The organism is Scytonema sp. UIC 10036 (genome assembly GCF_009725235.1).
This window is the reverse complement of record NZ_WJFC01000016.1, coordinates 95635-109221: the sequence shown is the minus strand read 5'-3', so window position 1 is coordinate 109221 and position 13587 is coordinate 95635. Positions and strand designations below refer to the sequence as shown.

Below are 13587 nucleotides of genomic sequence, written 5' to 3'. Positions count from 1 at the left end.
GGGTAGGCTTGGGCTGGGGAGGGATTCTGGCTTGGCTGGCGTTTGTGTATCCTTTGCAGGACAGGACAGACTAGGCAACGCCAGCTAAGCCAGTGAGGGACCCGCCGGAGCGGAGCCACAGGCGAAGCTCGGGCGACGGAAGTCAGGATACGCTAGCCAAGTCAAAGGGACAGAATTCAAACCTTTTGAGCGTAAAAACTGGGCGAGATATTAAGATAGTATCTGTCGTTTGGGGATTCGCGGTTTTGGGGAGCGCAAGCGAGAATCCGCGTCCTGATTGTGGAGACCGATGAAATCGGCGCGGTATGATTGAACCGTGTTTACTTTAGAGACTTTAGGCTTTTAACTGTGCAACCTGCACAGTAGCTTGTGTTATTTAATTAGAATAAAATCAGATAAATACCTAAATAAATGGAACTTTTTAAAAATAAAGACAAAATGATTTCAAAACAGTTAGCGATCGCAACTCACTTTGAGTCAATAATCGAGGATGAGTTGAGCCTGTGCATGGAGAATTACAGAAAAGCCACTGATGCTGTCAATCTGGATTATTATGGATTAACTGACGAAGAGATAACGAATTTAGATGCGACAAATCACGAGATAGACATCATCGCTAAATATTGGTTCTTAAGAGCCACCAGTTTAATCGAAATCATTGAAAAGAAGAATTATTTATTAGCAAAAGAACTTAGAGACAAATATTTAAAATAATGCAATTACAAGAACAGCTTAAAGACTATCTCAATAATATTTCTTTAATGCGAAGCCAGAGAAGGCAACCAGACTGGAAATTCTCTTGTTACGAGGAGATTTATTTAAAATATGGAATTTTTATGGAACCTAGAGTTGCTCCTGAAGAACTAAAGGGTGCTCCTTCTCACTGCTATTACAACTGCCAGCAAATCATTCGTAAGAAGAAGTACAAGAATTTGACTTACGTTGAGGGGTATGCGATCGCACCTGAGGTCAGCTTTCCCATCAATCATGCATGGTTAGTTGATTCTGATGGATACGCTGTAGACCCGACATGGAGGGAAACGGGTCTTCTTTACTTTGGGATTCCGTTAGACAATAGCTGGGTTAAGTCTTTTTTAAAAGCCCGTCGTAGGAATTACGATTTAAGTATTTTTACTGGAAACTACCTTGAAGGCTTCAGCTTACTAAAAGAAGGTTTACCCAGTCATGCAATTGTAAAAATTGGAAATTAATTTATGAACAAGCGCCTTTATTTTACAAAAGAAAAGATTTGCATTGGCTCTTATGACGAAGTTGCCAAATACGAGCAAAAAACGAAACAGAGCTATTGGGTATCTGAATTTTTCAATCTTACTCCAGATTACAACCCTGTAGGAATGACGTTGCAGGAAATAGAGCAAGTTCAATTATTATTAAGTTCTGAGAATGGATGAATTTGTAACTGACAAGATTGCTGATATTAGAGTAGGTGACTCAGTTTTGTTAAAATGGGATGGTTATCGTGGAGTTCCTAAATATTTATCTGGATGTTGGGCAGAAGTTACTGAGCTAAAAAAAAATCCCATTATTGTTCAACCAGCAACTATTGTAGGAACTATAACAATCAAATTTCAACAAATTTCCAAGGTGAGAAAAAGTGGATAGAGAGCAATACTTAGAGCAACAGAATAAAAAACTTTTGGCTATAGCAACTGAAGCTAAACGTTTACTACTGAGTGAAGAAATCTCAGATGCCACGCCAGAGGTTATGAACCTCGTAGAGGCTATTGAGCAATATGAAGCGAACTATTGTGAAATTGAACCAATGTCTGGTAAACCCTGGTATGCCAGTTACAAACAGGCTGGATAAAACCTTTGCTTGCACTCAGTAATGAAAGAGGTGTTAAAATATTACAAATTAAGAAGGTAACATTACAACAATTTATGAAAGTTAGAGAACTTATTGAAGCATTACAGAAAGCGTTACACTCCGATGGGAAAAGAGGTTGGAGATGAAAGGTTAAGTCCTCCCAGACTTTGCTCAGTTGAAGAAGCACAAAGAATTATACAGAAGGCTGAAGACAAGCAACGACAGAGGGAAGCAGAACGGCAGGCTTATTGTGCATCACCACAAGGTAAAAGAGATGCAGCTGTAAATGCAGCGGTGCAGAGTGCGAAGAGCGAAGCGCATAACGCCTTCGGCGTATCGCTATACTCAATCAACATGGTTGGTATGCTGACATTGATGGAGAAATGGATGTGCTGGAATCAGAAATCAAGCAGAAAATTCGGTCGTATCTTGAAAGGCATGACCCCATTTAATTGCATAAATTATTATAAAATTCATAGAGCAATTAACAATTTAAGAACCTTTTATAAAAAAGCATGGCTAGGAAACCATCAGGTTGGTATAAACAAATTGTTCGTCGTCCTGTTAGGTATGTGGAGGGTTATGAAAGCTATGAAAAAATGTGCGGTTATGTTGCTGAGATTTTCTTTTCTGTGACCGAACAAAAGTTGCGCCAACAATTAACAGCTAACAGCACAGAATCCATCAATATTACTGCTTACACTCTCTATAAAGTAGGAGAAGCCAAGTGTCCTGCCTATTGGGCGAGCAACGAATTGCTGACAGCACTTATGCAATCGGAAATATCTGTTGAGATTGATAACTTGAATTGGGCAGTCAAAACAGGATTTTTTATGTTGCCTAAAGGTGTAATTCTTTCCCCTGAAAAGCGAAGTATTGATACCATTTTTTGGCATTACGATCCATCTGAAAAATTTCTTTATTGGACGGCAAGTGATGGCTCTAGTTTTTTCTGCCGTCGATTCCTAGTAGCTGACAATTCAGGAAAGTTTACCTATGCTGATGTTCAAGATATAGATGCACAACTAGTCAAAGATTTTAATGAATATTTACAATCTATTTTCCTACGATTGATTCTGGTGATGGAATGCCGTCCCGAACTTGTTGATTCAGAAGAACAACAGCAAAAAATTACAGTTAATAAAGGTTTTGGTAAGGATTCAGCCAAAGACTTCTACGAACCTCTTTGGGTTGGACGAACTTATCGAATCAAACGGGAGAGAACTTATGAAGGTGAAAGTCAAGGTGGCACCAAAAACCCGCATTTGCGTAAAGGTTTTGTACGCAGTCAACCTTATGGGGAGGGTAGGAAGGAGAGGAAGGTTATTTGGATAGAACCAGTTATGGTGATGGGAGGGGAGTAAGATGAAAAAACTATCAGAAGAAATTTTAGATTTTTTAGAAAAGTATGCAGTTCGGAATTCTGAAGAGCCTGATGACTATACATCCCCTTATTCATCACCAGATGCGGATCAACTGTTTGCTGCTGCTAAACTTTTAAAACTAGAAAAAACGCCTATTTCTGTTTACTCAAGCTGGGAAAGCGGGGGATACAAGCCTTATTCTTCAAAGGAAGGCAGGGAATGGCACAATTCTTTGGTTAAGAAAATTAATTCTTTAGCGGATAAAAAATAGAGGATTTATGTACTGAGCCGATTGTAGGGAAGAAAAGCGATCGCCAGTTACCTGTGACTTGATGCGTATTACAACACGTAGCATAAAATTTGCGATCGCATAACAGCGAACGTACTGATATGAAGCGCACAGTATGAGTTTTTTGAAGCCGATCGCACTCTTCGTTCTCATACGTAAGTGCGATCGCGCTTTTACTTGTAAGCCTGGTAACACACATTTCAACCACTGGTACTGTTAGCTATGCGGGAAGGTAAAAAGCCAGGATAGCATTCCTCTCGATGTTTATTGCGTTGTGAGATCTGTTTTTCCACAACATCTAAGCGATTTTGCAAACCTTTAAGAACAGCAATCGCTCGCGGATCTTGAAAACTATTGACACCAAAATCTGTAAATGCTTTAACATCAAGTTTGACGCCAATTCCCGATATGACGTTCACTTGCGCGAAGGTTGGTTCCACACCGGGCAAGAAACTGGTTAAGTTATTCTCGTTGACTATTCCTTTAGTTGTAGGAACAGGCTGATAAATAGCTCCAGGCATATTAGGAATAAAAGACATATATTGATATTGAGTCCAGGCAATGGCTGAGTGTTGTGGACCTGCTGTAAAAATAATTTGTGTTAGCAAGTTAATTAACTGGTCGCGGTGAGTCAAGTTTTGAGGTAAGGAAGTGACACCGAAGCCTCCATCACTAACAGGTGTTCGTAAAGCTTTTAACCAATTTTGCAACTCGAAATCCTCTCGAATATCTTTATTGCTTCTGTAGTAAATCCCCATGTACCGATTGACATACTCAAATAGAGCATCCCAAATTAGCAATCCGTCATCTCTATAGGGAAAATCTTTCAATATAGAGCGATCGCTAACACCACGCTTTTGTAAATTGTTCGGGAGAGCGAAGTTGCTGAAGTTGTTGAACACTTCAGAGACACCAAGATTTACAAGGTTGAGGGAACTTTCTAAAGTACCTCCTAGAATGACATCTACGTATCCCCCTGGATTAATCAACACTCGATCTCCAAAAGCGTTGATTGCCATGGTAAACTCAAAATGCGGTTTTAATAGCACGTTTACGGGATGAAGAGCAGGGAGTTCGCGTACAGTTGCTAGTGCAATGGGTTCTAGAGCCAGATGGGTTTGACCTAGGTGACGGACTAACTCATGAACGGAAAAATCAGCCATTTGGGCAATTAGCTTGGCTAAAGTCCAGTCTGCACCATCCAAGGGAGTACAAAGCAAACTTTCTTGTGGTATCTGTCCTAGTTGAATGGCAATGGGGATTAAACGCCAATCACCCCGGTCGCGATCGGCATAATAAAGAGCAATGGGAGCGATGAGATATCGGTTTGTTTTTGAGGTAATGCCATCACTTGCGAGGATTGCATAATCGGTGACAAACAAACCGCCATTTTTGGTAGCACTTTCAAGAGTTTCGCTAACATATGCCGTTCCTCTAGCAGCAGCCAGAACGGTTTGAAAAATCTCATTTGTTATCCCCAGTTTTTCTTGAAGATTGTAATTGAGTGCTAAAACGTTAGTCAGTTCCATGGGATTGGGACCCCACAGCCGTTGCAGAGCAAATATCGCATCCTTGCGAAAGGTTTTGGCAATCTCCGGTACGGGTAAAACTTTAAAAACGTTCGTGTAGTCTTCTAATGCGAGAAAGGGTTTGGGGTCTTGTAAAAATGCTTGTTGATTTTCTATAGATTTCTGGGTTATACTTGCCCGATTCTTACTATAGCCCTCATCAAAAGCCTCTTGGACTGGTAAAGTTTCCACACGCACGGAGTTTGGCAGTCGAGATGTTAACTGGTATTGAGAGCGTGCAATTTCAAGCTGCTGTTGGCGTTCTTTTTGATCTGCCAATGAATTTTTTTGAGGTAAAGTTGGGATTTGAGGATTAGCAGGAGGTGTAGGTTCTGGTGGTTGAGTGTCTCCCACTACAAGGAAATGTTCCAACCCTGGAGCACAGATGAAACCAAGGAGCGCTAGCATGGTACGGCGCGAGAAAACATACTGCTCGATTAATTGTTGCTGTCGTTGTTGTCGCTTTGGCGATGCTGCAAAGCAGCCGCTACGCGAACGCATAACGTGTTCTCCCCAAAAATGTGACTCCGAGTTTACAGCAATAATACGGGGTTTAAGAGAAAAGACACGGATAAATTTTACAAAAGTATATGGAAATTTTTCAGCATATATTACTACTGAATATTAAATTTATCACAATTTTCCGGATAATTATTATGTGCAATTAGATACAACAAAGCGCGGTAGAAGTAGCCTATTGGAGGTTAAGTCGAGATATGGACGAAAACGGAAATAAGAGCTAAAAATGCTTAATTTTCCGTCACTTGCAATAACATTGGGTACAAGAAAGTAACAAATTATCAAACTCAGACAGGATAAGGGTTTTCAGCACTAATTTCCTTTTATACAGCTATCTCGGATCAACCTCTAAATCATAAGTCGTCTTTACAAGATAATCTCTATTTCATCTGTTAAGCCTCTGAGAAAAGTTTCAAAGTCTTGAGCAATAGTTGTTATCTTATAATTTCTTTCTTGGTCTATATGTGCTACTTCTGGTTCTCCTTCTCTGCCGCACTTGCGATAATCCAGCATAATCAGGTCGTGTCCAGCAGAAGGAGTATCACAAATATAAACTCCAAAATTGGGATAGCCCCACTCATCAATCCAAAACTGGTTGCTGTTATCTCCGCATAAAGAATAAGAAGAGCCATCTACACCAATCCCAAAAATTCCTTCTATCTGAATTTTGTCACCCCATGTGGTTTCTTCTTTCGTCGGAAAATACCTTTTGTTTGGTATGCCTCCATTACTTGTTTTCATTAACTCAATGTAAGAGTCAGGAAGTTTAAATCCCAGCTTATTTTCGACAGCTTTAATTAGCTCATTTGTAACTGGAGGTGATTGATAATGCTTTGCATATTCGTCATCTGACCAAAAATTGCCTAGGTCAAAGTTTTTAAAGTATTTTTTCATATTGAAATTATCTTCTACTAATACTACCAAATACAAATTCTGATTTTTCTGATTCATTAAATGTATCCGTTCAGGGTATGCGATCGCCAGTAATCAGAACATCGCCACACGTAGAACTACACCCTGCTACCGACTATCTTTGTACGCTTTCAAAAGATTGTGGACAAAGTTCTGCAAAGTTTCAACTATGTTCACTATCATATGTGGACATAAATGAGTGGACAGCATCCGACTACCCCACTCACGTCATTGATTTCCGACGGAATATCAATTAGGCGGAAATTATAAATTACTTTTATGGGTGCTTCACCCGCCAGCTTCATCATAAAGCTTTTTCAGCCACCACACCCCCGGCGACCCTCCACAGCCCCCGGCGACTTCTCCAGCGAGTGCGACTCCGCCATACCTCCACACCCCCATGCAAAAGTGCTTTGCAGTCCTCTCCCTGTATTCGCGTTTCTTACAAAACTTTACACATGGGGTGTGCAAGTGGCACAGCATAATCGCTCTGGAGGCGATAAGCCAGCTGCCTCTTGGGAGTACAGCCGTATCGCCCAAGTTTCCCAAGAGAACGAAAAGTGCGAGCTTGCGAAGCATAACGGTTTAAGCCATATCGCCACTATCGATCGGTTTTTATCCTTATTTGATTGCGACTCACGAATTAGGTTAGTGGGGGTCTATTTCAACCATGTCCATAAGATAAGTGCCAGTTAACTGTAGCCACATTAGCCAAAAATCGCGGTAGTGGCTGGGACAGGCAATGTAAGTAGTTCCGTTATTATCAAGCTTAAATACAATGCCAGCAATTAAAGTGTAACAATCTGACGGCAAAACAGACAAATAAGGGCTGTGTCTCAAATCTTTTGGGGAAGATGCGTAAGGACAAGCCAGCAAGAGTTTGTGTGTCAGTTCGCGGAGTATTGACTGTATGGAAACGACTGCGTTCAAGCGTTCATTTAATTTAACATCAGGTAAATCCCAGTTTTCCATTCGACTAATGATTGTCGGAATTTCTTCAAAGGGAATAAGACCATCCCAAAAGTCTAATGGTGAGATTTCCAAAAGGCATAAAGGAGAATTTTTGAATTTAATGAGTCCTTCACGGGAAATATCGTAGGTTTTAGATGTCATCGTTTGTACTGTATGCTCGATTGTTGATATTCTTAACACATTGTTTCTAAAAACGTTGAAGTTATCATAATGCTTGGTATAGGGAGTATAAGCATCAAAAATGTGCATATACTGTTGGTAGCTTTCTTTACTAAAATCAGCAAAGACATTCATACCATACTATATAGAAGGAGAGTGCGATACGGCACCAGATCGTAGCGTGCCTTATCCCACTCGCTGACGGTTATACTGCAGTATCGCACCAAATCGCCTTCCTCATCTCCTGCGATCGCATGGCAGCGCCGCCGTACCCGGCTTATCGCGAAGCGTCCGGGAGGCAAACGCACACTTTCTTTATCAACTGGAGAGCGATACGGCTGTACTCCTGTAGGCAGCTGGCTTATCGCCCTCATTTGTTGACTTAGCGTACAAAAAATTAAGTAATATTACAACTTCTACTTAAACAAGGAAACCCTGCATAAACATGTTGTTAAAAAAGCTTGTCAAGAAAATTTCCTTTAGCATGAAAGAAGATCGACAACGGTGGCAAAAATTTTACGGCTCGGCTCCGCCCGTGGCTCATCTTTTGAGAAATGAAATTCCAGATAGATGGTTGCGAATTCACTCCTTGGCCGAAACAAAACGGTATCCACAAACACTTGATGAGTACTCTATTCTGCTTTCACGGCACAATACGGTTGCCACAGAAGTCCTTGGCGTTCAAACTCGTTGCAAGTTATTTGTATCGCAATACGGCGAACATCCTCAATCGGGCATCGATACGCAAGACGTTCCCCAACTTGAAGACCTCACATTCACTTTTTTCAATTCATTGGTAGATCCAACGGAGCCAGAAAAAAGAATAATGAACATTTGGTGTGCTCCGGTCTTATGGTCATCGGGTCAGTTTGATAACTTAATCAAAGCAGTTGCGGATGATAATGCGCCGTTCATTTTATTTGCTTCGCTCTTAACAGGTGAAGTTTATCATCCTTATGATGGCGGCGCTGACATATTTGTGACCTCTAGTAAAAGACAATCCGAGTTGAAGCAGCAGTTCTGGGAATGGTTGTCCAAGTCTCCAAGTGGGTTATGAAGTGGGATACAGATGGTTCGCAGGCAGTTCGTTTGTCGCGATGAGGGTATGCGATCGCATACTACTTTGCCCTTTGTGCGATACGGATGGTGTTGTAATCCCTAGCCGATCGCACCCCAACTACACCATCTTCAAGTATCATCAGTAAGTTGGATTAGTAAATACAGCCTTTGGAACCCCATCAACTTGACCTGTTTTCACCCCCACCCCCCACACCAGCACTCAAGCAAGAGCAGTTTGTGATGGATAAAGATGCTTTACTAAGGTGGAAGCAGCGAATTTTTGACCACCAGCAACAGGTGAGGGAAACCAAACCAGTACAGCAAGTAGCATTGTTTGACCTTACACCCAGCTATTGTGACCCTGACAAAATCGACCCGCTAACGTTGCGGCTGCAACCAATGTCATTTTATAGAATGGCGACAGACGGTACTCCTGGTTCTGCTGCTATCTACTTTATTGTGGATAACACCATGCCTCTCATCCTCTACATAGGTGAAACTTGTCGCTCTAACAAGCGGTGGAAGGGAGTACACGACTGTAAGGACTATATTGCCAACTACCTGGAGTTGCACTACCGCTATGGTTTGCAGACTGCGGTTGGCATTAAATTCTGGTGGGACGCCCCACTTCAGAGAAAACCAAGGCAACAGTTGGAGCAGGTACTGATTCAAAAGTGGCGCAGTCCTTTTAATAAGGAGATGTGGAAAGAATACGGTCAACCCTTTGGGTAGGTTCAAAAATATTTGAGCCAAATCTGGAATGGTGGAATTTGATGTTGTAGTTCTTAATAGATAAACAAAACCAGGGTGAACTGGCGAGCGGTAAAATCTGAAAGACAGCAAAACTTCAAATTTATTTATATTTAATTAGACTTTCTATACTAGTCCAGACCGCACTGCTTAAAAAGTGGTGCAGTCTTATAATATGGTTACTTTTCCCCAAAATAGTTCTAAATTAGCACTCTTTTATCACTATAGAGAGAATAATTGAGGCGACCAGAAGTCGCAGCTACACAAATAAAATCCGCCTACGCGGACTAATGTGAAAATAGGGTTTCAAATTTTCTTTAGCGAAAGTGATAGAAGAGCGTTAGTGTTCAATAAAATTTCTGGCACATACGGGATTTTACGAGATAAGAGTTTGTATAGTGATATAAAAGAACAATATCCTGTTGATTTCAACATATATGCTGTACACTACACTTTCATTGCTTGCCAGGATGGGTTTAATCAATCTTTATTTCTTCAATTTTGAGACCAACATCAATAAACAAAAAAAGCATATTCATTCGAGAAAACTTAGGGTTCTATCTTTTCTCGTTGCCACTGGAGGCATATTTCTAGCAAATCCTATTGTCATCGCACAGACACTTCCTGTTAGACCAGAAAATTTTTCCAGGGTTCTTACTAAAGCGAAAGAACAAAAAAAACTAGATTGGGGATACAGAGTCGAAGACGTTCCTATCAGTTATAAAGAACCAATGCTGGGGAGACCAGGAGGTTTCTGTGTAAATCTAATAGAAAAGTTACAAGACTATCTTAAAAAAAAACAAAACCTTGATAGTGAATTCAAGATAGTACCACATGAGGTCTTGTATCAAAATCGTTTTCAAGGCACGCAAGCACTAAGTTCTTCAATAAAAAATCCTCCTCGCTTTGATATAGAATGTGGTGCCGATACAATTAGAAATGATAATGATATTCCAGGCATTCATTTTTCCCAATCTTTCGTTCAAACACCTACAAAAATATTAATTCTTAAATCTGCACAAGAATTATTTTATGAGCTTTTAGAAAAAGGAAAAAGTAAGAAAGAAGTAAAGCTTGGTATTATTGTCAATTCTATATCAGAACAGAGAATTTCCAGCTTTTTTACACGATACAAACTAAAAAAATTTAATTTCCCACAAGAAGCTCTTGATGCTTTGGATCGAGGAGAAATTGACGGTTTTGTTAATGATGGTATTCTCTTAAAATGGCTATTTAGATCTGAGGAAAAGCTTCCAAATATAAAAAACTATATGATTTATCCTAAAGACATAGGGATGGAAAGCTATGGTTTAGTGCTTCCTGCTGATGATGTTACATGGATAAAGACCGTAAATGATTTTATTAATGATAATCAAGCAGAAATAGATAAACTTTATAGAACATATTCTGAAGGAGACGAGTCACCGCTTAACTGGAAATTGCTCGCATTAATCTTTTCAGGAACATTCTTTCTTGGGCTAGGAATTTATTTAATCAAATTCCGAAAACCAATACAACGAAAGAGCTTTAACCAAGGCTATGCTCTCCTTATTGGAGTTGGAGAATGTGCTGATAATCGCTTATCGCTGCCAGTAACTGTCAACGATGTAAAAAAACTCCGTGAAACCTTAGTTGACTCAAGGTTCTGTGCTTATCCTGATGACGAAAACCATATTCGACTGTTACACGATCGTGAAGCAACACGTGAGAACATTTTAAACGGGTTGGACTGGCTAAAGAATCAGACAGAAAACGACCCTGAGGCAACAATAATTGTGTATTATTCAGGTCATGGCGCACTAAGGAAAAGCGATAACCGCTATTATTTACTACAACACGATACTAACACTCGTTGCCTTGAAGACACTGCATTAAGTGCAGAAGATTTTACTAATAAGCTACGGCAAATTGAAGCAAAGCGCCTTCTTATCATCATTGATAGCTGTCATGCAGCAGGAATGGCGACCTCAAAAGAAGAACTAGAAAAACAAGAGCGAGAGCCATTACTTACAAGAATTCTCTTAGGTTTTGAAGAAACGGCTTATCCAAAAGCCTTTATTAATTCTCTTAACCAGGGTGAAGGAAGAGTAGTTTTCACCTCATCAAAAGGATATGAAAGCTCTTGGATTCGACCAGATAAAACAATGAGTATATACACATATCACCTTATTGAAGCGCTCAAAGGTAAAGCCAACAAAAGAGGTGATAGATGTATAAAAGTTTCTCATTTAATGAATTACTTAAGCACTAAAGTTCCTGCAAGTGCTGAAGAACTATGTAAAGCAAAGCAGAATCCCTACTTTGATTTTACCACTGAAGACTTCCCTATTGCTTTATTGAGGAGAGAAAGAAGTTCTTAATAAACCTTCACTGTCTAGTACTACAACGAGAAATTCAATTTGGTACGGTCGCGAACCATTGTTCTGTAAGTTTTTGAGCGTTCGCCCCAAACTGGAATCAGCACCTGCAATCTTAATTGCTTCGTCAAAGTCTCGTTGTAGTACTAGAAAAAAGAGATTTAACCTCAGAATGTACTCCTTAAGAACGCGATAAGCCAGCGATTACGGCTATATAGCTGTATCGCCCTCCACAATTGCTTTAAGCGGGGTTCTCCTACCAACACACTGCTCTTTTGCTTTTAAGTAGGTCAGATTAAGATATAGTCAAAACTTTATCAAATACAAGCGCATTTATCGGGGAAAGGCATGATTTTGTTGCGGGCTGCATAAGTGAACTCTATTTTCATCGATAAATATATTAAACCTCCTCTTGAGCTATACAAATGATTGAGCAAAACGACCCATGGATGTGAAAGCATTCACGGGTTTTTATTTGGTATGGAGCAGTTGCACTCGTTCGATATGAAGTCGCATCTCATGTCCCAAAACTACCGCTTCATCAATTGCGATCGCTTTTGGAATTCACACAATTGCACCCCATCCAAAACCCGGATTTCTCACCACATCTGTCAAAACTTGTGCAGGGGCGCTCTTGAGAGTTCTTGTACAAGTTCTTTCTCCTCTGCTCCTCTGCTCCCCTCGTTCAAGCTTGTGAGAAATGCAGGAAAAGTGCTTTGCAGTCCTCTCCCTGTATTCGCATTTCTTACAAAACTTTACAACGAGGTGTGCAAGTTGCACGGCATCAACCTCAATTTTTCAGAAAATCGGGGAGTAAAAACGCACGCTCCTGTAAATAAGTGCTGTATGAGTGAAGTATAATTATGTACTTCTATATTAGAGTTATCTATGGGTGGGAGAAGCGAGAAGTTCGCTAACTGGGCAAAGTTCTTACTCACAAACAAGCAAGTCTTGTCTGCTGCACAAACATTACTTATAAGCTCTACGGTTGTAGTTGGGGTTATTGCGATTTACAAAACACTGTACCCACTTGAGTGGGCTGGCTTTAAACCAGACTCGAATAAATCAGTAACTACAAAGGAAACCATAAATTCCAAAGATGGAAAAATCATTAAGCTTACAGAGACAACAGAACAATTTCAATCGGGCAAGACATTTTGGGATTGGTTGGGCTTAGCTGGGACACTTGCAATTCCGATTGTCCTATTCCAGTTTCAATGCCGCGAGCAACGACGATCTGAGGAACGTGCTGCGCTTGAAAGAGAAATAGCAGCCACTCATTTACGAGAGGAAGCTCTAGAAAATTATATTACCCGAATGTCAGAATTGTTGCTGGATAAACAATTGAAGATTTTAACCGCCGAAGAGCGAGATACAGTACTAGATGTGGCACGTGCTAGAACGTTATCAGTCTTGCGGAGGTTAGAGCGAGACGGAGAACGTAAAGGAAGTGTTATTCGATTTTTAATTGATGTAGAACTGGCAAATGAATTAAATCTCGGTGGTGCCAATCTCGGTGGTGTCAACCTCGTTCGTGCCAATCTCAAAACGGTCAAGCTGGCTGGTGCAAACCTTAAAAATGCCAACTTGAGCGATGCGAACCTTGAAAGCGCCAATCTCAGAGCGGTCAAGCTAGCTGGTGCAAACCTTAAAGATGCCAACCTTAAAGCTGCTAAGTTAGAAGGGTCATTTTTTGATGAGGAAACAATTTTACCTGATGGTTCAAAATATCAATCGTTAGACCAGCTAGCCAAATTTACTAACCCAGATATAACTTCATGAAGAGGTTTGCTCTTTAACTACTTCCAAC

Annotated in this window: 17 protein-coding genes; 12 read left to right on the top strand and 5 right to left on the bottom strand. The window is 40.4% G+C overall.

Annotation, left to right across the window (positions count from 1 at the left end; translation table 11 throughout):
- Positions 1-438: 438 nt before the first annotated feature.
- The 8 genes from F7734_RS10495 (at position 439) to F7734_RS10465 (ending at position 3463) form a co-directional block, all read left to right on the top strand.
- Positions 439-714, top strand: coding sequence for a hypothetical protein (locus tag F7734_RS10495; protein WP_155744607.1), 276 nt, complete (start codon positions 439-441; stop codon positions 712-714).
- Entirely contained in the window at positions 714-1211 is a 498-nt protein-coding gene (locus F7734_RS10490) for a hypothetical protein (protein ID WP_155744606.1), read from the top strand. Before F7734_RS10495 ends, F7734_RS10490 begins: the two co-directional genes overlap by 1 nt.
- Positions 1212-1214: 3 nt before the next feature.
- Positions 1215-1412 carry a hypothetical protein gene (locus tag F7734_RS10485; RefSeq protein WP_155744605.1) on the top strand — a complete coding sequence of 66 codons (198 nt, stop codon included), beginning with the start codon at positions 1215-1217 and terminating at the stop codon, positions 1410-1412.
- Positions 1405-1623 (top strand): hypothetical protein, encoded by a 219-nt coding sequence (locus F7734_RS10480; protein WP_155744604.1) that lies wholly within the window; start codon positions 1405-1407, stop codon positions 1621-1623. Before F7734_RS10485 ends, F7734_RS10480 begins: the two co-directional genes overlap by 8 nt.
- Entirely contained in the window at positions 1616-1828 is a 213-nt protein-coding gene (locus F7734_RS10475; RefSeq protein ID WP_155744603.1) for a hypothetical protein, read from the top strand. The genes F7734_RS10480 and F7734_RS10475 overlap by 8 nt, the downstream gene beginning before the upstream one ends.
- A 123-nt stretch (positions 1829-1951) precedes the next feature.
- A complete protein-coding gene (locus F7734_RS66030) occupies positions 1952-2464 on the top strand; it encodes a hypothetical protein (protein ID WP_347566157.1) in 513 nt (170 codons plus the stop codon).
- Complete coding sequence (locus tag F7734_RS10470; protein ID WP_347566158.1) at positions 2401-3192, top strand: hypothetical protein; 792 nt, start codon at positions 2401-2403, stop codon at positions 3190-3192. Before F7734_RS66030 ends, F7734_RS10470 begins: the two co-directional genes overlap by 64 nt.
- Position 3193: 1 nt before the next feature.
- Positions 3194-3463: a hypothetical protein gene (locus F7734_RS10465; RefSeq protein WP_155744601.1), complete on the top strand. Its 270-nt coding sequence runs from the start codon at positions 3194-3196 to the stop codon at positions 3461-3463.
- Here F7734_RS10465 and F7734_RS10460 read toward each other — a convergent pair.
- From F7734_RS10460 to F7734_RS10440, 5 genes are all read right to left on the bottom strand, one after another.
- Entirely contained in the window at positions 3446-3676 is a 231-nt protein-coding gene (locus F7734_RS10460; RefSeq protein ID WP_155744600.1) for a hypothetical protein, read from the bottom strand. The two genes, F7734_RS10465 and F7734_RS10460, sit on opposite strands and share 18 nt — an antisense overlap.
- A 5-nt stretch (positions 3677-3681) precedes the next feature.
- Positions 3682-5550 (bottom strand): lipoxygenase family protein, encoded by a 1869-nt coding sequence (locus F7734_RS10455; RefSeq protein WP_155744599.1) that lies wholly within the window; start codon positions 5548-5550, stop codon positions 3682-3684.
- A 384-nt stretch (positions 5551-5934) separates the two neighbouring features.
- Complete coding sequence (locus tag F7734_RS10450) at positions 5935-6519, bottom strand: SMI1/KNR4 family protein (RefSeq protein ID WP_207714067.1); 585 nt, start codon at positions 6517-6519, stop codon at positions 5935-5937.
- Positions 6520-7128: 609 nt separating this feature from the next.
- Positions 7129-7746 (bottom strand): hypothetical protein, encoded by a 618-nt coding sequence (locus tag F7734_RS10445; protein WP_155744598.1) that lies wholly within the window; start codon positions 7744-7746, stop codon positions 7129-7131.
- Positions 7743-7985, bottom strand: a complete 243-nt coding sequence (locus F7734_RS10440; RefSeq protein ID WP_155744597.1) for a hypothetical protein — start codon at positions 7983-7985, stop codon at positions 7743-7745. Before F7734_RS10440 ends, F7734_RS10445 begins: the two co-directional genes overlap by 4 nt.
- Positions 7986-8095: 110 nt before the next feature.
- Here F7734_RS10440 and F7734_RS10435 point away from each other — a divergent pair, with 110 nt between their 5' ends.
- The 4 genes from F7734_RS10435 to F7734_RS10420 all read left to right on the top strand — a co-directional run bounded on the left by F7734_RS10435 (position 8096) and on the right by F7734_RS10420 (position 13559).
- Positions 8096-8668 (top strand): hypothetical protein, encoded by a 573-nt coding sequence (locus F7734_RS10435; protein WP_155744596.1) that lies wholly within the window; start codon positions 8096-8098, stop codon positions 8666-8668.
- Between the two features lie 170 nt (positions 8669-8838).
- On the top strand, positions 8839-9402 hold the full coding sequence (locus F7734_RS10430) for a GIY-YIG nuclease family protein (protein ID WP_166481832.1): 564 nt from the start codon (positions 8839-8841) through the stop codon (positions 9400-9402).
- 455 nt (positions 9403-9857) lie between these two features.
- Positions 9858-11780, top strand: a complete 1923-nt coding sequence (locus F7734_RS63290) for a caspase family protein (protein WP_243146793.1) — start codon at positions 9858-9860, stop codon at positions 11778-11780.
- Positions 11781-12665: 885 nt separating this feature from the next.
- The gene (locus F7734_RS10420; RefSeq protein ID WP_155744595.1) at positions 12666-13559 is read left to right on the top strand and encodes a pentapeptide repeat-containing protein; all 894 of its coding nucleotides are present in this window, start codon (positions 12666-12668) and stop codon (positions 13557-13559) included.
- Positions 13560-13587 lie beyond the last annotated feature (28 nt).